The sequence below is a fragment of the Micromonospora sp. RTP1Z1 genome (genome assembly GCF_033804685.1).
Classification (GTDB): Bacteria; Actinomycetota; Actinomycetes; order Mycobacteriales; family Micromonosporaceae; genus Micromonospora.
Genome location: NZ_JAPFQV010000014.1, coordinates 66,751 through 86,685, shown reverse-complemented (window position 1 = coordinate 86,685; position 19,935 = coordinate 66,751). Strand labels below are relative to the sequence as shown.

Below are 19,935 nucleotides of genomic sequence, written 5' to 3'. Positions count from 1 at the left end.
CCCTGGGCCCGTAGTTGTTGTCCGCTCCGCCCGTCGGTATGCATGGCGGCACCATCGTATGGCTGAAACCGAGTGCCGCCGGTATCAGCGAGTACTGCCCGACACTGGCGCGGTTGGACGGCGAGGTGCGTGGTACGGAAAGCAGGTTGCCGATGGCGAGAAATGCGTGTCGGATAGCAGACAATCTGCCGCGGCAGCCGAATCACTACTCGCCGCGCCTGGCCCGCCTAGTCAGATTGGAGATATTCGGACTGCCGACGTACGTACGACGTCCGAACGGTTCGTAGGGGATGGCTGAAGCGCCATACCGCTCCGCACAATCCGCTCATGAGCGCGAGCGTGAAGGCGAAGGTGGAGAAGCCCAGGGAGTCGAACGTCGCTGATACAACGATCGACGTCACCAGGGCGGAGATGAGCGCTGCGCAGAGGTGGCGATCCGCGGGACGCGTCGATCGACGCAGCGCGATGCTGGCCAACGTTATGCCGGTGACATGCAGCGCAGCGAACGCGGCAGCACCGACGATGCCGCAGGTGACCAGCGAGTACAGCCACTGACTGTCGAGGATCAGGTAGAGGTCCGGGATCAGCGTTCCTGGGCCGCGACCGAGCCAGGGGCGCTCGGAGAACCATTGGGCCACGTAGGCGTAGTCATCGGTACGGCCGGTGATGCTTGGATCATTCTCGGCCGTGGCGAACATGGACTTGAGCGTGCCGAGCAGGCCCGGCTTGACCACCATGAGTGCCGCGACGACGGCGCCGCCGACAATCAGCACGTTGTACCGGGTCCGCCAATCCCACGCGGCGAGGAACATGACGGCGATCGCGATGCCGAGCGCCAGGACACCAGTGCGGGAGATGGCGAACGGGATGGCGGCCGTCACGAGCACGCCGACGATCCCTGCCGCCAGTCGCGCGTTGCGGGTCGGGGCGAACCTCGCGAAGTGGATCGCGAACGGGACCGCCATCGCCATCACCGTGCTGAATTCGATGTAGTGGGTGGCTGTGCCGGCAACCCGGAACAGGCCACCGGCGCCGCGCGGCTGAAAATCGGCCACGTCGCTCTTCAACTGCAGTCCCGGGAAGGTCATGTACGCGACGATGTTGACTTTCAGGCTGGCCTGGAGCAACCCGACGACAGCCATGAAACCGGCCGACCAGAGGTAGACGCGCAGGACACCGTTGAGTCGTTCCCAGTTGGGGATGCCGTCCGCGGCCATCAGCACAACCCCGAGGAACTGAACCGTCACGATCAGCGTGAAGTCCTGTCCGTTCGCCTCGAGGGTGGTCAGCCCGCGCGCCAATCCGGCAAGGTACGACAGCAGGATCGACACCAGGTACGCGAACACCACCCAGCGCATCGGCTGTGGACCGACCATCACCAGGCGAGGGTTGAGCCGCGTCGTCAACCACCAGCACCACAAGGCAAAGGCCGTGAGGAGGGCCGGCCGCCCGGCGTACGTCAGTTCGGGCACGATCAGGGGTGCCGGCAGGCAGTACAGCAGGCACACCATCATGCTCATCACGGTCGCCGGGTCGACCACCGTCCGTCGACGACGGGTCGTGTAGGTGTGCCCCGTGAGCAGCGACGGTTCAAGGTCGACCGGGTGAAGCGCGGTAGCGCTCACCGGCCACGATCTCGCATGTCCTGTTCGGCCCAACGGTCGGCCGGCCGCGGCAGAATGATGGTTTCCTCAACCGCTGGCGGTCGAGCCACGGCGTTTCCGGTCGACTCCGCCGTCCGCTGGCCGTCGGCCCGCCGTGCGCCGTACACCGACCCGGGGCCGTCGCTGATCGTCCGCGGCGGCTGCTGACTGTAACGGGTGGAGTCCTCTCGGTCATCGCCGTCTGACAGCGGCGGTGTGGACCGTGGGGAAGCCGCGTTGGCGGGTGCGTCCTCCCGCTTTTCGTCCGACTGGGCCGGCTTCTGGTCACCCCGCTTCGCATGCTGGCTGCGGCGCCAGCGGAGCAGCGCATCGAGGCTGATCGTCCCCGCCGCGGTCAGCAGCAGCCCCACGCCCACGGTCACGATGAGGGCGCGCTTGGTCTTCGAGGTCACGGTCTCGACGTCGCTGCCGTCGGTCAGCGTCTGCGTGCCGATCTTGTCTTCGGCCAGCACGCCGTAGCGGTCCTGCTGCGCCTCGACGTCGGCCTCGAGATCCTTGATGACCTCCCGCACGGTGGCGGTGGCCTTGGTCGGCGTCTCCGCCACCGCCTCGACGATGAAGATCGGGGAGCGCTCATCCAGCTGAACCAGGACGCTGTCCGACAGACCCGCGTCCTTCAAGCTCGCCAGCGTCTTCTGGTTGACCACGTTGAGGATGGCCGCCTGGCAGAGCGCGTTGAACCCGAGATCGAGCCAGGGATTCTTGGGTCGGGGCTTGCCGGCGGGCTTTGAGGTTGAGGCAGCGGGGCCCGGAGCCGGGATCAGCACCACGTGACCTGTGGCGCGGTAGTCGGGCTTGACGGACTGCCCGACCAGCGCCGAGATGAGGATCGTCGCGAGCAGGATCGGCAGAGCGATGTACCACCGCCGGAAAAGCAGACGGGTCAGGTCCCAGAGATCCATCAAGGTCCTTCGACATTAATCGACCGATCATCCGTCGGTGGAAGTAGGGGGAGCTGGTGCGGCAGCTAGCGCCAGTATCCGGTCGCGTCTCACTGCTCTGCAAGCATGTGGTGGACGACGGGGGAAATCCTGTGCGGCGCGGCGGTCACGCCTCCGCCGATCGGGTGGCAACGCGCCGGCAGGTGGGCGCCGAACGACCGCGTTCGTCGCGTGGTCGGGGATTTCCGGCTGCCGGGTGTCGCTCATCGCACCACCGCCGGCGACCAGGCGTTCCGCACGAGCAGTTGTGCCGAGCCACTGCCGTCCGCCGGGACCTGCCAGATGTCGCTGGTCGCGGTGCCCTCCGCCGAACGGGGCAGGCCATAGATGAGGTGGTCGCTGTCGAGCCACTCGACCTGGTCGTCCACGCTGCGGGTCTCGGCGAGCAGCGTCTCGGCGCCGGTCGCGAGATTGTAGGTGGCCAGCCGCCAGCGGCCCGGGGGCAGGTCGCCGTGCTTCTTGAAGGCGATGCGGGTCCGGTCCGGCGACAGCGACGGGCATTCGGCGTCCTCCCGCAGTGCGGTGACCCGACGCGCGGCGAGGCTTCCCTCGACGAGCCAGGTCTTCCCGCCCGAGGCGGCGGTGGCGTAAAAGCGATCGTCGTCGGCGAAGGTCACCCCCCACAGGTTCCTGTCTGCCGCAGTAACCACCTTGCCGTCGACGTCGAGTTCGAACCGCTCGAGGTCACCGAGCACTTCGCCCTCGACCCGGCTGACCACGGTGCGGGTGGAGAAGTGCCCCGGGTTGGCGTACGAGTCCCCGAAGACGAACGTGGTGGTCGCCACCAGCGATCCGTCCCGGGACAGCCGGGCCCGGCTCGGTGTGCCGACCAGCGGCAGATCGCGCCGGGGTGCCCAGTCGGCGTCGAGCAACTGTGCGCGGTAGGTGGTCACCAGGCCCCGGTCGGCGGCGAGGCAGATCGCCTCGTCCCTGGTCGCGTAGACCCGCTCGCAGGACGCCCGGGTGACCGCGCGTGGCCCGGTCGGCGCCGCGAGCGGGACCACCGCCACCCGGCCGTAGTCGGCCCCCAGGGCGGTGTTCCGGAAGACCAGGTGTGGCACGCTGCGTACCGTGGCTAGGTCGCCGTGGGTGGGAGCCCCCGCCGCCGCCTGCGCCGTCGTCTGGTCCTGCCGGACCCGCCAGACATAGCTGCCCGCGCCGGCGACGGCGGCCAGCAGCACGACCGCCAGTGTTGCCAGCCGCGCCCGTGGGCCGAGCCCGCCCACCCAGTCGCTCATGTCGGCACTCCGTTGGGTACGGCTTCGGTGGGGGTGGGCGCGGCCGGGCGGTCGATGCCGCGCAGTAGCCAGGCGGCGACGGGTACGGCGCCGGCCAGCAGGGCAGCGAACAGCAGCAACGCCTGGCGCGGCCCCTGCACGCTCCACAGCAGCCCGAAGAGGACGGACGCGCCGAACCGGGCCAGCACCACCATGGTCTGGGCGGCGGCGATGCCGCTACCCCGCGCACCGGCTACCACCAGCCGACTCACAAGGGCCGCGAGCACGCCGTCGGTGGCGGCGTAGAAGGTGCCGAGCAGCAGCAGGACGATGAGCGTGAGGCCCACGCCACCGCCTGGCAGCGCCCCGACCAGATAGCTGCCCAGCAACGCCAGGTGACCGGCGACGAGCACCCGGCCGCGGCCGACCCGATCGGCCAGCCGCCCCAGGGGCACGGCCAGGGTCAGATAGGCGACGTTGGTTCCCACGTAGAGCAGCGGGAAGTAGCGGGCGGCGAAAGCGTCCCGGTCTTGAAGGGACAGATAGAGGAAGCCATCGCCGATCGTCAACAGGCCCAGCAGGGCGGCGGCCAGCAGCGGTCGCCGCAGGTTCCGTCCAGCGACTTCCGCGATCACCCGCCGCAGACCGGCGCGGGCTGTGCCGGCTGCGGTCGGCAGGTCGGGCACGAACAGCACCAGCACCGCAACCCCGGCGACCGCGAAGGCGAAAGAGACGACGAAGACGGAGTCGTAGCTGCCCGGCACGGCCGCGAGCAGGGCGAAGGCGACCAGCGGACCGATGGCGGCGCCGGTGGTGTCCAGCGTCCGGTGTACGCCGAACGCCCGCCCCAGCACGTCGGGCTGCGACGCCGCGGCGATCAGAGCGTCCCGGGGCGCGGTGCGCAGGCCCTTGCCCAACCGGTCCGCGGTTATCACGGCGGTGATCGCCGCGAAGCCCGCTGCCGGTAGCATGGCCAGGCGGCTGAGCGCGGATGCGCCGTACCCCGCCGCCGCCACCCATTTCGGTCGCTGGCCGCGGTCGGCGGCGTAGCCCCCGGCGACCCGGACCAGGGCGCTGACGCCCTGGTAGATGCCGTCCAGGAAGCCGTACGCGATGGGGCTCAGGCCGACCACGGCGGTGAGGTAGAGCGGCAGGACCGACGCCACCATCTCCGACGACACATCGGTGAGCAGGCTGACCGTGCCGAGCAGCACGACGGTTCCGGAGACGCGGCGCACGGCGATGCGGGGCCGCTTCGGGCCGTCATGGCCCGGCCGGTCCCGCAGCGTCACGTACATGTCTCCACCTCCCGGCCCGTTGCGGCGGGCGGTCCGCCGCCACCGGCCGGATCCTTTCGCGCCGGCCGTCCCATCCTCCGCGACCCGTCAGCCGGCCAGCGCGGCGGCCAGGGCCGCCACCACTGCCTCCTGTTGGTCGGTGGTGATCTGCGGGAAGATGGGCAGCGAGAGCAGCTCCGGCGCGATCCGCTCCGCGTGCGGGAACGCCCCCTCGGCGTAGCCGAGGCCGGCGAAGGCCGGCGTCCGGTGCACCGGCACGGGGTAGTGGATCGCCGCCCCGACGCCGGCCGCGTTGAGCCGTGCCAACACCCGGTCCCGTCGGGCCGGGGTGCGGTCGCCCGCGATCCGGACACAGTAGATGTGCCAGACGTGCTCGTTGCCCGGCAGGGTCACCGGCCGGATCACGTCGACCGGCTCCAGCAGCGCGTCGTACCGGGCCGCCGCGGACCGGCGCAGCGTGTTCGAGTTGGCCAGCCGGGCCAGCTTGGCGCGGAGGACCACCGCCTGGAGGCCGTCCAGCCGGCTGTTCACGCCGATGAGGTCGTGCACGTACTTCTTCAGGCCGCCGTGGCTGCCCAGGGTGCGGACCGCCGCGGCGAGGTCGGCGTCGGCAGTCACCACCGCGCCCGCGTCGCCGTACGCCCCCAGGTTCTTGCCAGGGTAGAAGCTCGTGGCGGCGATGCCATCGACACCGGCGCCGCGCCCGTGTCGGGTGGCACCCTGACACTGCGCGGCGTCCTCGACGATCGCGATGTCGCGCCCGGCCAGGCCGGCCCGCAGTCGCTCCACCGGCGCGAGCTGGCCGTAGAGGTGTACCGGGATGATCGCCCGGGTCGCCGGTGTGATCGCGGCGAGCGCCGCATCGACGTCGATCAGGTACGAGTCGGGTTCGCAGTCGACCAGCACCGGTCGCGCGCCGGCCCGGGCGACCGCCTCGGCCGTGGCGATGAAGGTGTTCGTCGGCAGGATCACCTCGGCTCCGGGCCCGACGCCGACGGCGCGCAGCGCCAGCTCGAGCGCGTCGGTGCCGTTGGCCACGCCGACGCAGTGCGGTACGCCGCTGAACGCGGCGTACTCCCGTTCGAACGCGGCCACCTCGGCGCCGCCGATGAAGGCGGTGTCGGCGATGACCCGCTTGAAGCCGGCTTCCACCTCCTCCGCGACCTCCGCGTGCGCGGCGGCGAGATCGACGAGCGGAATTCCCGGCATGACTAGCTCCCCACCAGCTTCGACATGGTCAATTCCTCGAACGGCGGCGCCGGCGTGTCGGCGGCGCGCAGTCGGCGGGCCGGGTTGCCGGCCCAGATCTCGCCGGGCGGTACGTCACGCAGCACCACGGAACCCATTCCGACCAGCGACCACTCGCCGACCGTCACACCCTCGCGGATCAGCGCCCCCGCGCCGACGTACGCGCCGCGGCGCAGCACCGCGCCGCCGCCGAGGCGGACACCGGAGGCGATGGTCGCGTGGTCGTACACCCGGTCGTCGTGGGTCAGGACGGCGTGCGGCATGACCGCGACATGCTCGCCCACGGTCACGTCCGCGGTGAGCACCACGCCGGCGAGCAGCACCGTGCCGGGACCGACCGAGCTACCGGCGCCGACGTCGGCGCTGGGATGGACGATCGTGGCGTACCGGTCGGTCGGTAGGGCGAGGCGCTCGACGATCCGCTGCCGCGCCACATAGTTGCGCGGATTGCCGACGCAGACGACGGCTGCCGTCTCCCGCATCTCGGTCAGCCGGTCGATCCCGCCGAGGATCGGCAGGCCGGCCCGCTCGGTGCCGTGCAGTGCGGGGTCGTCGTCGAGGAACCCGCGCAGCCGCCAGGTCGGCCGGGCATCGTTGATCGCGCGTACCGCCGCCGCGGTCTCCCGCGCGAATCCACCCGCCCCGACGATGACCAGGTCGCGCATCAGCTGACCAGTTTGCGCAGCACGCCGACGATGTGGTTCTGGTCGTCCTCGGTCAGCGCGTGGTGTAGCGGCAGGATCAGCGTGTCGCGGGTGAGCCGCTCGGTCACCGGCAGCGGCGCGGGCGTCACGTCCGCGTACGCCGGCTCCAGGTGGGCGGCCATGATGCCGCGCCGGGCCGACACGCCGGTCGCGGCCAGTTCCGCGAGCACCTCGTCGCGGCCCACTCCGTACTCCCGGTTGATCAGTACCCAGAACGACTGGAAGTTGGTCTCGCCGTATTCGGGGTCGCGGACCGGCACCAGGCCCTCGATGTCCGCGAGCAGTTCGTGGTAGCGCGCCGCGAGCGCCCGCCGGTGGGTCACCAGCTCCTCGAGCCGGCCGAGCTGCACCAGCCCGATCGCCGCCTGGATGTCGGTCATCCGGTAGTTGAAGGCGGTCTCCAGATATGCCTCCAGCACAGGCTGGGCGCTGGCGTGACGGTCGGCCGCGGAGACGTTCATCCCGTGTTCGCGCAACCGCCGGAGCCGGGCGACCCACTCCGGATTGTCCACGGTGAGCATGCCGCCCTCGCCCGTCGTCAGCAGCTTCCGCGGATGGAACGACCATGCCGAGATCGTCGAGCCGGAGCCGACCGGCCGCCCGTACGCCGTCGAGCCGGCGGCGCAGGCCGCATCCTCGATCAGCGGCAGCCCCCAGCGGCTCGCGGCGTCCCGCAGCGCGGCGACGTCGAACGGCACGCCGCCCTGGTGGACCGCGATTACCGCCCGCGTCCGGGACGTGCGTACGGCGTCGACCGTCGCCACCGTCAGGTTCCCCGTGCTGAGATCGACATCGGCGAAAACCGAGGTAGCCCCGACGTAGCGGACCGCGTTGGCGGTGGCGATGAACGACAGCGACGGGACGATCACCTCGTCACCGGGCTCCACCCCGACCGAGATGAGCGCGAGGTGCAGCGCCGCCGTGCACGAGCTGACCGCGACGCCGTGGGCCGCGCCGACGCCAGTGGCGAACGCGGCCTCGAACGCCGCGACCCGAGGGCCCTGGGCAACCCACCCCGAGCGGACGGCGTCCGCTGCGGCGAGGGCCTCCTCCTCGCCGAGCGCGGGCAGCATCACCGGGATGCGGCGGGGTGGCACCTCGGTGGTCACCGCGCCCCCTGGGACTCGCCGCCGGCGGGCTGCTCCGTCCGCCACCACTCGACCAGCTCCTGTAGGCCGTCCCGCAGGCCGATCTCCGCGCGGAAGCCGAGTGCCTCCGCAGCGGCGGAGGTGTCGGCGAGCCGCCGGGTGACTGAGTTGACCTTCCGCGCCGGGCCGTACTCCAGGGACAGGTCGCACTTCATCACTGAGAGAAGAGTGCGGGCGAGCTCCTCGAGGCTGGTCTCCACCGCGCTGGCGACGTTGAACACCTCGTCGGTGCTGGTGGACTCGGCGGCCAGGATGTTGGCCCGGGCGATGTCGACCACGTGGACGAAGTCCATCGTCTGGGTGCCGTCGCCGAGAATCAGCGGAGGGAGGCCTGCGCCGATGCGCTCCATCCAGCGGATGAGCACCTCCGTGTACAGCCCGTGGATGTCCATGCGCTGGCCGTACACATTGAAGTAACGCAGCGCAACGTAGTCGAGCCCGTACATGCCGTGGAAGCTGCGCAACATGCCCTCGTTGAACGCCTTCGCTGCGCCGTAGAACGTGTCGTTGTTGTACGGGTGGTGCCGTTCAGTGGTGGGGAACTCCTCGGCCAGCCCGTATACCGACGCCGACGACGAGGCGACCACCTTGCGGACGCCCTCGGCGGCCGCCGCCTCCAGCACGTTGAACGTGCCGTCGACGAGCACCTCATTGGCCAGCCGTGGCTCCTCGGCGCACTGCGTGATCCGGATGGCGGCAAGGTGGAACACCAGGTCCTTGCCCCGGCTGACCTCGCGGACGAGGTCCGCATCGCGGATGTCCCCCTCCACCACGCGCACCGGACCCTTCTGCAGAGCCCACCGCAGGTTTTCGCGCCGGCCGCGTACGAAGTTGTCGAGTACGACGACCTCGCTGGCACCGCTGTGCACGAGCAGGTCGACCACATGGGAGCCGATCGTGCCGGCTCCGCCCGTCACCAGGGCACGCGCATTCTTGACCGAAACCGCCGCACTCATCGTTCGGACTCTCCTTCCAGATTAACCATCACGCCGCCTTTGGCGAGACTGTGCGAGGCTGCCTGCAGGATCTGCAGCACCCGCAGGCCGGATCGGCCGTCGGTGAGCGCGGGCGACCCGGTGCGGATGGCGCGCGCGTACTCCTCGACCATGGTGCGCAGCGCCTCGCGCTCAGTCAGTGCCGGAGCCACCATGTCCCCCGAGCGGTACGACACCAGCATGTCGCGGCGCTCCTCGGCGCCGAGATCGTCAGGCGTCGCCACGTCGACGCCCCGATCGAAGATCGCCAGCCGCTGGCTGGGGTTCAGGTCGTCCCACACCAGGGTGCGCTTGGATCCACCGATGATGGCGGAGCGGATCTTGACCGGGGAGAGCCAGTTGACGTGGATGTGCGCTATCGCACCAGTGTTGAGCTGGAGCGTGAGGTATGCGACGCAACTGCGGCCGGCGCCGATGCCGTCGACGCCATGCGCGGCGACGGCCACCGGCACGACATCCGGCGGCAGCACGAAGTCCAGGATGGACAGGTCGTGCGGCGCCAGGTCCCAGATCACGTCGATGTCGCGCTGGACCAGACCGAGATTGATGCGAACCGAGTCGAGGTAGTACAGCTCGCCCAGATCGCCCGAATGCAGCAGCTCGCGGATGCGGAGGACCGCCGGGGTGTAGCAGTAGGTGTGGTCGCACATGAGGGTAAGCCCGCGCCGGTCGGCCTCCTCGACGAGTTGGCGGCCCTCGTCGTACGTGGCCGCGAGCGGCTTTTCCACCAGCACGTGCCTGCCGGCGCGCAGCGCGGCCAGTGCCACCGGTAGGTGGGTGCCGGCCGGGGTGGCGATCGCGACGGCCTGCACCGCTTCATCGGCCAGCACCGTGTCGAGGTCGTCGGTGACCTGCACGGTCGAGTAGTCGCCGAGCACGCGGCGGCCCCGTTCGACGTCCAGGTCACACAGCCAGCGGAGGCGGAAGGCGGTGGATCCTTGGAAGTTGCGAACCAGGTTGGGGCCCCAGTAACCGGCGCCGACCACGGCGATCCCGATGGGTTTGTCGGAGACGGCAGGTGAAGAAATCACGGCAGTCCGTTCGTCTACGGCGGTTCGTGGTAGGCGACCAGGGGGCCGAAGTCGACATCGAGTGGCGCCCGTTGACCTGATCCGCCGGAAAGCTACAGGCGGGTTTATTGCCCGGACAGCACAGTGTCGGATATCGGCGGGCGACTGCCGGGGAATCGGTACCTTCGGCCCACGTGCACCGGCTGTCGGTCGCGCTTTCTCCAACCGACGGTGCATAACACCAGCCGCCTTCACGGCGGCCGGCAGCCTGCGCTCGTTCCTGCAGTTACGGGAACCAAACTCGCGAAGAGGAATGAGAGATGATCGATTCTGCCGAGCCGCGCGGAGACGACGTGTTCGTCGCGCCCGGCGCTGATGTCGATGTACGCGCGACCATTCAGGCAGGCACCAAGATGTGATCGGCCGGGCCGAAGTGTCGCGTCGACACGGTGCAGCAGGGTGGAGCTCCGTGGAGCGGCACGTGAGCTGGTGGCGCACGGGCGGGGCGACCTACCTGTGCGCGGGTGGCCCGGGGCCGGGGCTCTACCGTTCGGGCTGGCTGAGGTGAACTTTGGCGTCCTCATAGCTGGCGCTGCCGGCCGGCTCGGCCGGGGCGTAGACGAGGTTCAGCACACCGGTCCTGAAGGTCTGCGACGAGATCAGGGCGAACGGGATTGGCGGGTCGCCCTCGTCGAACAGCCGCATGCCCTTACGGACGGCGATCGGATGCACCAGCAGGTGCAGCTCGTCCAGCAGCCCCGCAGCCAGCAACTGGCGGACAACGGCGATCGAGCCGCTCATCCCGATGGTGCCGTCAGCGGGCTCGTTCTTCAACGCGGTGACGGCCTCGATGAAGTCGCCCCGCAGTTGTTCGGAGTTCCGCCAGGTGAACTCGAGCTGCTGGTGCGACACGACGATCTTGCGGGCGTCGCCGAGCGCCTTGGCGAAAGGGGGCGTCCTCCCCACCGGCCGCTTCCCGCTCGGGCCAGGCCCCGGCGAAGCTGTCGTAGGTCTTGCGACCGAACAGCATGGTGTCGGCCGCACCGAGGGTGGCGTCCACGGCAGCACCCATCTCCTCGTTGAAATACGGGAAATGCCACTGGTCGGGCGCCTCGACGACGCCGTCGAGCGAGATGAACAGACCTGCGATGATCTTCTTCATGTTGCTTCTCCCACTCAGTCGCTGAACGTTCCGTCATTCACCAGAGGGGACCGGGGCCTTCGCCGAGCATATTGGTATTCGCCGCGGGTGCGCGGAAGCCACTGTGGAAGCTGGTCGCGTACCAAGTCAAGCAGTCCCTCACGCAGCTCACAGCGCGGGTGTACCGTTCCTCACCGGGTGGGCCGGCGGGCGCCCTTGAGGCGGCGGCCCAGCTCCCGGGCGATCTCCCGGTTGGCGTCCCGCTCGGCGATGGCCTGCCGCTTGTCGTACGACTTGCGGCCCCGGGCCAGGCCCAGCTCGACCTTTGCCCAGCCGTCGGCGAAGTACATCGACAGCGGCACCAGGGTCAGACCGCCGCCCTCGCGCAGCTTCTCCAGGATCCGGGCGATCTCCACCCGGTGCAGCAGCAGCTTGCGGGTGCGCCGGGGCTGGTGGTTGGTCCAGGTGCCGTAGCCGTACTCGGCGATGTGCAGGCCGTACAGCATGATCTCGCCGTCGCGCTCCTGGGCGAACGCGTCGACCAGCGACACCCGCCCCTCGCGCAGCGACTTGACCTCGGTGCCGGCCAGCACGATCCCCGCCTCGTAGGTCTTGAGGATCGTGTAGTCGTGGCGCGCCTTCTTGTTGGAGGCGACGAGCTTGCGCTCCGTGTCCCTGGACACCTCACCTCCTGCGATCCGCGCTGGCCGCTGCCGGCGTACACCCTATCCGACCTCGGGCGATGCCCAGGCGGTCGTGAGCAGCAGCAGCGCCGCGATGTAGGTCGCCATCACCAGCAGCCCCTGACCGGGCAGCGTGACGCCGGCCGCGCCCAGCCCGATCAGCAGGTCCGAGCCGAGGAAGAGCGCGCCGCCGATCGCCGCCCGCCGGGACACCCCGGCAGCGGCGGCGGCCATCAGGGACAGCGCCAGGCTGTAGCCGAGCACCGGCAGCCGCAGCGGCCCCAGCGCGCCCCACAGCAGCGCGTTGGCCACCGCCCAGAGCGCCAGGTACGCCACCACGGCCGGGACCGGCGGCCGGCGGCGCCGGAGGAACGCGGTCAGGAAGCAGAGCTGGGTGCCGAGGAAGCAGCCCATGCCGACCAGGAACGCCGTCCGCCCCGGCACCAGCAGCGCCACGTCCCCGGCGGTGGCGAAGACCAGCCCGACCGCCACCGGATCGACCCGCCGGCGGACGCTCCACAGGTACGCCAGCAGCAGCGGCGCCAGCAGCGGCTTGGCCAGCCACTGCACCGCGGTCAGGTCGAACGCGACGCCGACCAGCTCGACGGCGGCGACGACCCCGAACGCCCGGAGCCAGCGCCGCGTCACCGGGCCGGCTGCCAGCCGGGCCGGCCGAGCACGTACCCGAGCTGGTGTCGCCAGGACGTGGCCGCCCGGGCGTCGGCCCAGATCGAGGCGTACTCGTGGGTGGCCACCCGCAGCGGGTTGTAGGTGGTGATGTTCTTGGTGAGCCCGTACCGGACGGTGGCGCGTTCCGGCTCGAAGCTGCCGAAGAGCCGGTCCCAGATGATCAGGATGCCGGCGTAGTTGCGGTCCAGGTACTCCGCGTTGGCGCCGTGATGGACCCGGTGGTGCGACGGGGTGTTGAAGATCCACTCGATCGGCCGGGGCAGCACGGTGATCCGCTCGGTGTGCAGGAAGAACTGGTAGAGCAGGCTGACCGACTGCTGGAGGAAGATCATCCACGGCGGGATGCCGAGCAGGGCCAGGGGCAGCCAGAACGGCAGGGAGGTCATCGGCGTCCAACTCTGCCGCAGGGCCGTGGAGAGGTTGAAGAAGACGCTGGAGTGGTGCACCACGTGGCTCGCCCAGAGCAGGCGCACCTCGTGGTGCAGCCGATGGAACCAGTAGTAGGCCAGGTCGTCGGCGAAGAAGAGCAACGCCCAGGTCCACCAGTGGCCGGGGGAGAGGTGGACCGGCGCGAGCGTCCAGAGGGCGGCGTAGAGCCCGACGGTGGCCAGCTTCCACGGGAAGCCGATCACCTGGCTGCCGAAGCCCATGGAGAGGCTGGTGGTGGTGTCGCGCAGCTCGTAGCCGCGTTCGTCGTCGTCCGGCGCGAACCGGTAGGAGAGGGCCTCGACGATGATGAGCAGCAGGAACGCCGGGACGGCGTAGAGCACGGCGGGGATCATGCTCGGGATTCCCTTCCGGACGGGGTGGTGAGGGTGGTGACCGGGGCGGTCAGCAGGGATCGGGCGTGCCGGGCGGCGGCCGCGCCCTGGCCGGCGGCGATGGCCGCGGCGAGCCGACGGTGGCCGGCGATGTCGAGCAGCTCGGCGGCCCGGCCGTCCGGCGGGACGTCGCCCACGGCGAGCGTGCCGGCCACCAGGCTGTTGAAGGCCAGCAGGTAGGCGGTGTTGCCGGAGCCGCTGACGATCAGCCGCCACATGGCGATGTTGGCCGCGGCCATCCGCGGCAGGTCGGGGGCGAGCGCGGCGTACTCCTCGGCGGCCCGGACCACCGCGGCCGTGGCGGCCGGGTCGCCGCGCTCGGCACAGATCCGGGCCGCGTCCGTCCCGACGCAGGCCCGCATCTCCAGCATGTCGCGGACCAGCGTCTCCACCGGCAGTACGTCTCCCGACTGGGTCAGCGACAGCGCCAGGTCCAGCCCGGCGTGCACCCGCCAGTCCAGCACCCGGGTCGCGCCGCCCTGGCTGACCCGGACCAGCCCGAGCTGCTGCAACCGGCGCAGCGCCTCCCGGACGGCGTGCCGGTTGACCTCGAACGCGGCGGCCAGCTCCCGCTCGCCGGGGAGCGTCTCCTCCGGCTGGTAGCGACCGCTGACGATGGCGTCGCGGAGCTGGCCGAAGACGTGGTCGGAGACCGAGGACCGGGGTACGGGGGCGAAGGCCATGGCCAGCAGTGTGACCCCGAACACATCAACCCGCCAACTGGTTGTACCAGACCGTTTGGCCGCCACCCTCCGCCGCGCACGCGGGCACGGCTCGTATCCTTTCGCCGGAAGGTCCGCACGGAGGAAGGGAGTCGGTGTGAGCGACCGGGTTGAGACGTTGGAGTTCCAGGCCGAGGCCCGTCAGCTGCTCCAGCTGATGGTCCACTCGATCTACTCGAACAAGGACGTCTTCCTGCGCGAACTCATCTCGAACGCGTCGGACGCGCTGGACAAGCTCCGGCTGGAGTCACTGGTTGACAAGGACCTCGCGGTCGACACCGCCGACCTGCACATCGAGATCGAGGTCGACAAGGACGCCCGTACGCTCACCGTGCGGGACAACGGCGTCGGCATGACTCGCGACGAGGTGATCCGGCTGATCGGCACGATCGCCAAGTCCGGTACCGCCGAGCTGGTGCGCAAGCTGCGCGAGTCGAAGGACGCCAACGCCTCGCAGGAGCTGATCGGCCAGTTCGGCGTGGGCTTCTACGCCACCTTCATGGTCGCCGACAAGGTCACCCTGCTGACCCGTCGGGCGGGGGAGAGCGGCGGCACCCGCTGGGAGTCCAGCGGCGAGGGAACGTACTCGGTCGAGGCGGTCGACGAGGCACCGCAGGGCACCTCGGTCACCCTGCACCTCAAGCCGGTCGACACCGAGGACAACCTGCACGACTACACCGCCGAGTGGACGGTCCGGGAGATCGTCAAGCGGTACTCCGACTTCATCGCCTGGCCGATCCGGATGAGCGTGGAGCGGCCGGGTGAGGACGGCGCGACCACCCGCGAGACGCAGACCCTCAACTCGATGAAGGCGCTCTGGGCCCGGTCCCGGGACGAGGTCGACGAGGCCGAGTACCACGAGTTCTACAAGCACGTCAGCCACGACTGGGCCGACCCGCTCGAGACCATCCACATGCGCGGCGAGGGCACCTTCGAGTACGAGGCGCTGCTCTTCCTGCCCTCGCACGCGCCGCTGGACCTGTTCTCCCCGCAGGGCCGCCGGGGCGTCCAGCTCTACGTCAAGCGCGTCTTCATCATGGAAGACTGCGACGCGCTCATGCCCAACTACCTGCGCTTCGTCAAGGGCGTGGTGGACGCCCACGACCTGTCGCTGAACATCTCCCGGGAGATCCTCCAGCAGGACCGGCAGATCCGCGCCGTCCGCCGCCGCCTGGTCAGGAAGGTCCTCGCCACCCTCAAGGAGATGCCGGCCGAGTCGTACCGCGCCTTCTGGACCGAGTTCGGCGCGGTGGTCAAGGAGGGGCTGCTCGAGGACGCCGACAACACCGAGGCCCTGCTGGACCTGGTGCGGGTCGCCTCCACCGACGACCCGGCCGAGCTGACCACCCTGCGCGACTACGTGGCGCGGATGAAGGACGGCCAGTCCGAGATCTACCTGGCAACCGGCGAGTCCCGGAGCACCATCGAGAACTCGCCGCACCTGGAGGCGTTCCGCGCCAAGGGCTACGAGGTGCTGATCCTCACCGACCCCGTCGATGAGGTGTGGGTCGAGCGGGTCGGCCAGTACGACGGCAAGGCCCTGCGCTCGGTCGCCAAGGGCCAGGTCGACCTGGAGACCGACGAGGAGAAGGCGCAGGCCGAGGCGGAGCGGAAGGACTACGCCGAGCTGCTGACCTGGCTGACCGGCGCCCTCGCCGACAGCGTCAAGGAGGTCCGGCTCTCCTCCCGGCTGACCACCTCGCCGGTCTGCGTGGTCGGCGACGCGCACGACATGACCCCGACGCTGGAGAAGATGTACCGGGCGATGGGGCAGGAGGTGCCGCGGGTCAAGCGGATCCTGGAGCTGAACCCGAACCACCCGCTCGTCACCGGGCTGCGCATGGCCCACGAGCAGGGCGCCGACCCGGAGGCCCTGACCGAGACCGCCGAGCTGCTGTACGGCATGGCGCTGCTCGCCGAGGGTGGGGAGCTGGCCGACCCGTCCCGGTTCACCCGGATCCTCGCCGACCGGCTCGCCCGGACGCTGTAAAGGTCTGCCGTCGGCCGCGGCGCCCGCGCCGCGGCCGACGGACGGCCGCTACCCGCGGGTCAGTCGCTCCAGGTGCGCCGCTTCCTGGGCCGACGGCTCACCCGGCTCGCTGCGGAGCAGTCGCCACCGGGACGTCCTTCCATCAGGGCCGACCAGTTCGCCGCGGGCGAGGGCCCGGTCGATGTCGTGCCGCACGCCCGGTTCGAGGTGCGGCTCGGTGGCGAAGAGGATCCGCAGGCGCACCTCGTCGCCGCACCGCTCCGCCCGGGTGTGATGCGGCGCGACGGGGCAGGGCGGTTCGTGTTCCCAGTGGCCGCACAATCCGGCCGTGATGGCGGCCCCCGGGGCGGCCGGGTCGTCGTCCGGCGCCATGTCGAGGACCGCCTGGTGGGCGAATCCCTGTCGCATGCCGCCATTGTGCGCCCGCCCGCCCCGCGCGCGGCGGATCCACGGGGGGATCCGCCGCGTCGGCGGTCAGGGCAGCTCGGGATAGAGCGCGGCCACCCCGCCGGACAGGCCGGCGAGCACCCGCCGGGAGGTCTCGTCGGCGACGATCTCGTACCGGTCGGCCTCCAGCCCGTCGACGGCGATCCGGGCGATCTCGGCCGGGTCGGACTTCGGCCCGGACACCCGGGCCGTCATGTCGGTGTCCATGTAACCGACGTGCAGGCCGGCGAGCCGGACACCCCGGTCGGCGAGCTGCGCCCGCAACGCGTTGGTCAGCGACCACTCGGCGGACTTAGCCGCGCTGTAGGCCCCCACCTGCGGGAAGCTCACCCAGGACAGGGCGGAGAGGATGTTCAGGATCGTCCCGCCGCTGTTGGCGGCGATCCTCGGCGCGAACGCCCGCACCATCGACAGGGTGCCGAAGTAGTGGGTCTCCATCTCCAGCCGGATCGTCGCCAGGTCGGCGTCGAGCAGGTCCGCCCCGGTGCTGATCCCGGCGTTGTTGATCAGCAGCGTGACGTCGCCGGCCAGCTCGGCGGCGGCGGCCACCGAGCCCGGGTCGGTGATGTCCAGCCGGACCGGGGTGACGCCGGCCAGATCGACGCTGTCGGGATTGCGGGCACCGGCGTACACGGTGGCGCCCCGCGCCACCAGCTCGGCGGCGAGGTGGCGGCCGAAGCCACGGTTGGCCCCGGTGACGAGCGCCGTGCGTCCAGCGATCTTCATGTCCAGCTCCTGGTTCCTTCGAGGGGGTGTGTCGACGGGCGACCGGGTCAGGCGCGCAGCAGCCCCGGGCCCGGGAGGACGTCGATCTCGCCGGGCGGCACGTCGTGCCCCGCCTCGCAGCGCAGCCGCGCGTGCACGGCGGCGCCGCAGTCGTGGTGCGCCACGCGGACCGACGGGCCGGCCTCGTCGGCGGCCCAGGCGTCCCCCCACTGCCGCAGCGCGGTGAGCACCGGCAGCAGCTCCTGTCCCTTGCGGGTCAGCAGGTACTCGTCCCGGGTGCGCTGCCCCGGCTGGCGGTAGGGGCGCCGTTCGAGCAGGCCGTCGGCGACGAGTTCCTTCAGCCGCGCGGCGGCGACCGGCTCGCTGATGCCGACCCGCCGCGCGAAGTCGTCGAAGCGGCGGGTGCCGAACGACGCCTCGCGCAGCAGCAGCAGGGTGGACCGGTTCCCGACCGCCTCGACCGCCCGGGCGATGGAGCAGTTGCTGGTCAGCCAGGCGTCGCGCTGCGCGAGGAGGTCCGTCATGCCGGTGACGCTACTCGGCTGACTTAGGAAAACAAAAGTCAGCTATCTCACGTCGACCGGCGGGTGCCATCGGGAATGCCGGGCGGCTCCGCGCCGGCGGCCCTCACACCTGCCCGGCGTAGTAGCCGTACCGGGCCAGACGTGCCCGGCCGGCGCTGGCGGAGGCGTCGGGCGGTCGGACTCGTCCCACAGGCTCCGGTCGGTCAGCCGACCCCCGGATCCGGGGTGGCGGTGACGGCGAGGGTGCTCGCGCCGCCGGCCTCGACCACCTCGCGCTGCTCCTCGACGGCCTTCGCGCGGCTGCCGGGCTCGGCGCGTTCGGCGGCGACCAGCTCCCGCACGGCGGGCGCGACCTCCTGCGCGAAGAGCTGGACGGCGGTGGGGTCGTCGGCGCCGAGGATGAACGCGGACGTGCCGTGATCGAGGGCGAGACCGGCCAGCTCCTCCACCCACTGCTCCGGTGGCCCGACGAGGAAGCCGGAGGGGGACGGGGTGAACCGTCCGGAGAGGTTGAGCAGCCGCCGGACCGACCGGGGATCCCGCCTGGCCGCCTCCGCGCCCTCGTCGACCAGCGCGTTGAGCTCGGCCAGCTCCGCGGGGCCTTTGGGCAGGTACGCCAGCGACGGCAGCCAGCCGTCCGCCGCCCGCCCGACCAGCCGCAGCATCCGCGGCTTGTACGCGCCGACCCAGATCCCCACCTCGTGCGCCGGCGCGGGCCCGCGCTTCGCGCCGACCACCCGGTAGTGCTCCCCGTCGACGCGGACCATGCCCCGCCGGTCGGCGGCCCAGACCTCCCGGATGACGCGGATCGCCTCGTCCAGCGCGTCCACCGCCTGGCCGGGCGTGAGCCGGCGTCCCCCGGCGGCCTCGATCGCCTCCCAGAACGCGCCGGCGCCGAGGCCCAGCTCGACCCGACCGCCGGTGAGCAGGTCCAGGCTGGCCACGCTGCGGGCCAGCACCACCGGCTGGCGCAGCGGCAGGTTCAGCACGTTGCCGGCGAGCCGGATCCGATTGGTCGCCGCCGCCAGGTACGACATCAGCGTCCAGGTGTCCAAATGGCCCGGCTGGTACGGGTGGTCCTGGAAGGTGGCGAGGTCCAGCCCGACCTGCTCGCAGAGCTTGGCGAGGGCGACCACCCCCGCCGGGTCCTCGGCGGTGGGCGTGAGGAAGCCGCCGAAGATGAGCTCGTGCCCGTAGTCCGCCATTGTCCGCCCCGCCAGCTGTTCCGATCCCATGCCGCGTGTCGGTGAACCCGCCGCCGACCCCAGTCACCGTAACCTGGGGCGGCAGGGGACGTGCAGCGGTGGCGGTGAATCGGCAGGACCCTGTGCAGCTCCGGCCATCCAGCGATGTTAATCGATATCTGGGAGGCGCGTGCTCGCCACCGCCAAGCACTTGCAGGGCACCCGGGCCGCGGTCGGTCCGACCACGACGGTCACCTACCGCCGGCGCGGCACTGGCATCGACCGCAGCTACCGGGTCGCGATCGCGGTGGTCGGCGAGACCCCGTACGCGGAGGGACGGGGCGACCGGACCGGCAGCATGAGCCTGGACCGGGAGGACCTACGGACGATCTCGACGCTGCGCAACGCGGGCATGCCGGTGATCGTGGTCCTGGTCTCCGGCCGCCCGCTGGACATCGCCGCCGACCTGCCCCGCTGGGACGCGCTGCTGGCGTCCTGGTTGCCCGGTACCGAGGGCGGCGGGGTCGCCGACGTCCTCTTCGGCGTCACCAAGCCGACCGGCAAACCGCCGGTGACCTGGATGAACTCGGTCAGCCAGCAGCCCGTCGACCCGGTACTGAAGGAGCCTGTGGAGGCCGTCGGGCACCGGCGGGCGGGCTCCCTATTGCACCTTGGGGCATCTCGCAACTCGGAATCCCGCGCCTTCGCTCGGCCGGGTGAAGAACTTCACAAGAAGTGGGCGATCGTCCGAAACCGTTCCTAACGTCGTATGTGTTCGCGAT

General features: G+C 70.8%; 21 protein-coding genes. 2 read left to right on the top strand and 19 right to left on the bottom strand.

Features of this window, described 5'->3' with window-relative positions; translation table 11 throughout:
- Window positions 1-227 precede the first annotated feature (227 nt).
- The 15 genes from SLP03_RS10305 to SLP03_RS10235 form a co-directional block, all read right to left on the bottom strand.
- Complete coding sequence (locus SLP03_RS10305) at window positions 228-1,625, bottom strand: O-antigen ligase family protein (RefSeq protein ID WP_319460320.1); 1,398 nt, start codon at window positions 1,623-1,625, stop codon at window positions 228-230.
- A complete protein-coding gene (locus SLP03_RS10300) occupies window positions 1,622-2,566 on the bottom strand; it encodes a hypothetical protein (RefSeq protein ID WP_319460319.1) in 945 nt (314 codons plus the stop codon). Before SLP03_RS10300 ends, SLP03_RS10305 begins: the two co-directional genes overlap by 4 nt.
- Window positions 2,567-2,808: 242 nt before the next feature.
- Entirely contained in the window at window positions 2,809-3,843 is a 1,035-nt protein-coding gene (locus SLP03_RS10295) for a hypothetical protein (RefSeq protein WP_319460318.1), read from the bottom strand.
- Window positions 3,840-5,120, bottom strand: coding sequence for an MFS transporter (locus SLP03_RS10290; protein WP_319460317.1), 1,281 nt, complete (start codon window positions 5,118-5,120; stop codon window positions 3,840-3,842). The genes SLP03_RS10295 and SLP03_RS10290 overlap by 4 nt, the downstream gene beginning before the upstream one ends.
- An 87-nt stretch (window positions 5,121-5,207) precedes the next feature.
- Window positions 5,208-6,329, bottom strand: coding sequence for a DegT/DnrJ/EryC1/StrS family aminotransferase (locus tag SLP03_RS10285; protein WP_319460316.1), 1,122 nt, complete (start codon window positions 6,327-6,329; stop codon window positions 5,208-5,210).
- Window positions 6,330-6,331: 2 nt separating this feature from the next.
- Window positions 6,332-7,033: an acetyltransferase gene (locus tag SLP03_RS10280; RefSeq protein WP_319460315.1), complete on the bottom strand. Its 702-nt coding sequence runs from the start codon at window positions 7,031-7,033 to the stop codon at window positions 6,332-6,334.
- On the bottom strand, window positions 7,033-8,181 hold the full coding sequence (locus SLP03_RS10275; RefSeq protein ID WP_319460314.1) for a DegT/DnrJ/EryC1/StrS family aminotransferase: 1,149 nt from the start codon (window positions 8,179-8,181) through the stop codon (window positions 7,033-7,035). Before SLP03_RS10275 ends, SLP03_RS10280 begins: the two co-directional genes overlap by 1 nt.
- A complete protein-coding gene (locus SLP03_RS10270) occupies window positions 8,178-9,176 on the bottom strand; it encodes an NAD-dependent epimerase/dehydratase family protein (RefSeq protein WP_319460313.1) in 999 nt (332 codons plus the stop codon). The genes SLP03_RS10275 and SLP03_RS10270 overlap by 4 nt, the downstream gene beginning before the upstream one ends.
- Complete coding sequence (locus tag SLP03_RS10265; RefSeq protein WP_319460312.1) at window positions 9,173-10,246, bottom strand: Gfo/Idh/MocA family oxidoreductase; 1,074 nt, start codon at window positions 10,244-10,246, stop codon at window positions 9,173-9,175. The genes SLP03_RS10270 and SLP03_RS10265 overlap by 4 nt, the downstream gene beginning before the upstream one ends.
- A gap of 522 nt (window positions 10,247-10,768) precedes the next feature.
- Window positions 10,769-11,137 (bottom strand): dihydrofolate reductase family protein, encoded by a 369-nt coding sequence (locus tag SLP03_RS10260; protein WP_319460311.1) that lies wholly within the window; start codon window positions 11,135-11,137, stop codon window positions 10,769-10,771.
- On the bottom strand, window positions 11,040-11,387 hold the full coding sequence (locus tag SLP03_RS10255; RefSeq protein ID WP_319460310.1) for a hypothetical protein: 348 nt from the start codon (window positions 11,385-11,387) through the stop codon (window positions 11,040-11,042). The genes SLP03_RS10260 and SLP03_RS10255 overlap by 98 nt, the downstream gene beginning before the upstream one ends.
- A 170-nt stretch (window positions 11,388-11,557) precedes the next feature.
- The gene (gene smpB, locus SLP03_RS10250) at window positions 11,558-12,049 is read right to left on the bottom strand and encodes an SsrA-binding protein SmpB (protein ID WP_319460309.1); all 492 of its coding nucleotides are present in this window, start codon (window positions 12,047-12,049) and stop codon (window positions 11,558-11,560) included.
- Window positions 12,050-12,091: 42 nt separating this feature from the next.
- Window positions 12,092-12,697, bottom strand: a complete 606-nt coding sequence (locus SLP03_RS10245) for a lysoplasmalogenase family protein (RefSeq protein WP_319460308.1) — start codon at window positions 12,695-12,697, stop codon at window positions 12,092-12,094.
- A complete protein-coding gene (locus SLP03_RS10240; RefSeq protein WP_319460307.1) occupies window positions 12,694-13,521 on the bottom strand; it encodes a sterol desaturase family protein in 828 nt (275 codons plus the stop codon). The genes SLP03_RS10245 and SLP03_RS10240 overlap by 4 nt, the downstream gene beginning before the upstream one ends.
- Window positions 13,518-14,243 carry a FadR/GntR family transcriptional regulator gene (locus SLP03_RS10235; protein ID WP_319460306.1) on the bottom strand — a complete coding sequence of 242 codons (726 nt, stop codon included), beginning with the start codon at window positions 14,241-14,243 and terminating at the stop codon, window positions 13,518-13,520. The genes SLP03_RS10240 and SLP03_RS10235 overlap by 4 nt, the downstream gene beginning before the upstream one ends.
- A 136-nt stretch (window positions 14,244-14,379) precedes the next feature.
- Between SLP03_RS10235 and htpG the strand changes: the two genes are divergently transcribed.
- On the top strand, window positions 14,380-16,272 hold the full coding sequence (htpG, locus tag SLP03_RS10230; protein WP_319460305.1) for a molecular chaperone HtpG: 1,893 nt from the start codon (window positions 14,380-14,382) through the stop codon (window positions 16,270-16,272).
- 48 nt (window positions 16,273-16,320) lie between these two features.
- Here the strand turns inward: htpG and SLP03_RS10225 are convergent, their stop codons facing one another.
- From SLP03_RS10225 to SLP03_RS10210, 4 genes are all read right to left on the bottom strand, one after another.
- On the bottom strand, window positions 16,321-16,680 hold the full coding sequence (locus tag SLP03_RS10225; RefSeq protein WP_319460304.1) for a hypothetical protein: 360 nt from the start codon (window positions 16,678-16,680) through the stop codon (window positions 16,321-16,323).
- A 66-nt stretch (window positions 16,681-16,746) separates the two neighbouring features.
- Entirely contained in the window at window positions 16,747-17,445 is a 699-nt protein-coding gene (locus tag SLP03_RS10220; RefSeq protein WP_319460303.1) for an SDR family oxidoreductase, read from the bottom strand.
- Window positions 17,446-17,492: 47 nt separating this feature from the next.
- Window positions 17,493-17,969, bottom strand: coding sequence for a helix-turn-helix domain-containing protein (locus SLP03_RS10215; protein ID WP_319460302.1), 477 nt, complete (start codon window positions 17,967-17,969; stop codon window positions 17,493-17,495).
- Window positions 17,970-18,172: 203 nt separating this feature from the next.
- Window positions 18,173-19,204 carry an LLM class flavin-dependent oxidoreductase gene (locus SLP03_RS10210; protein WP_319460301.1) on the bottom strand — a complete coding sequence of 344 codons (1,032 nt, stop codon included), beginning with the start codon at window positions 19,202-19,204 and terminating at the stop codon, window positions 18,173-18,175.
- A 139-nt stretch (window positions 19,205-19,343) separates the two neighbouring features.
- On the opposite strand from SLP03_RS10210, the gene SLP03_RS10205 reads away from it, so the two are divergent.
- The gene (locus SLP03_RS10205; protein WP_319460300.1) at window positions 19,344-19,916 is read left to right on the top strand and encodes a glycoside hydrolase family 3 C-terminal domain-containing protein; all 573 of its coding nucleotides are present in this window, start codon (window positions 19,344-19,346) and stop codon (window positions 19,914-19,916) included.
- The last annotated feature ends 19 nt before the right edge of the window (window positions 19,917-19,935 follow it).

Coding starts and splice junctions, on each gene's coding strand:
- SLP03_RS10215 (WP_319460302.1), bottom strand. CDS start 17,969: ATGACGGACCTCCTCGCGCAGCGCGACGCCTGGCTGACCAGCAACTGC.
- SLP03_RS10235 (WP_319460306.1), bottom strand. CDS start 14,243: ATGGCCTTCGCCCCCGTACCCCGGTCCTCGGTCTCCGACCACGTCTTC.
- SLP03_RS10285 (WP_319460316.1), bottom strand. CDS start 6,329: ATGCCGGGAATTCCGCTCGTCGATCTCGCCGCCGCGCACGCGGAGGTC.
- SLP03_RS10220 (WP_319460303.1), bottom strand. CDS start 17,445: ATGAAGATCGCTGGACGCACGGCGCTCGTCACCGGGGCCAACCGTGGC.
- SLP03_RS10280 (WP_319460315.1), bottom strand. CDS start 7,033: ATGCGCGACCTGGTCATCGTCGGGGCGGGTGGATTCGCGCGGGAGACC.
- SLP03_RS10240 (WP_319460307.1), bottom strand. CDS start 13,521: ATGATCCCCGCCGTGCTCTACGCCGTCCCGGCGTTCCTGCTGCTCATC.
- SLP03_RS10300 (WP_319460319.1), bottom strand. CDS start 2,566: ATGGATCTCTGGGACCTGACCCGTCTGCTTTTCCGGCGGTGGTACATC.
- SLP03_RS10270 (WP_319460313.1), bottom strand. CDS start 9,176: ATGAGTGCGGCGGTTTCGGTCAAGAATGCGCGTGCCCTGGTGACGGGC.
- SLP03_RS10290 (WP_319460317.1), bottom strand. CDS start 5,120: ATGTACGTGACGCTGCGGGACCGGCCGGGCCATGACGGCCCGAAGCGG.
- SLP03_RS10210 (WP_319460301.1), bottom strand. CDS start 19,204: ATGGGATCGGAACAGCTGGCGGGGCGGACAATGGCGGACTACGGGCAC.
- SLP03_RS10255 (WP_319460310.1), bottom strand. CDS start 11,387: ATGAAGAAGATCATCGCAGGTCTGTTCATCTCGCTCGACGGCGTCGTC.
- SLP03_RS10225 (WP_319460304.1), bottom strand. CDS start 16,680: ATGCGACAGGGATTCGCCCACCAGGCGGTCCTCGACATGGCGCCGGAC.
- SLP03_RS10295 (WP_319460318.1), bottom strand. CDS start 3,843: ATGAGCGACTGGGTGGGCGGGCTCGGCCCACGGGCGCGGCTGGCAACA.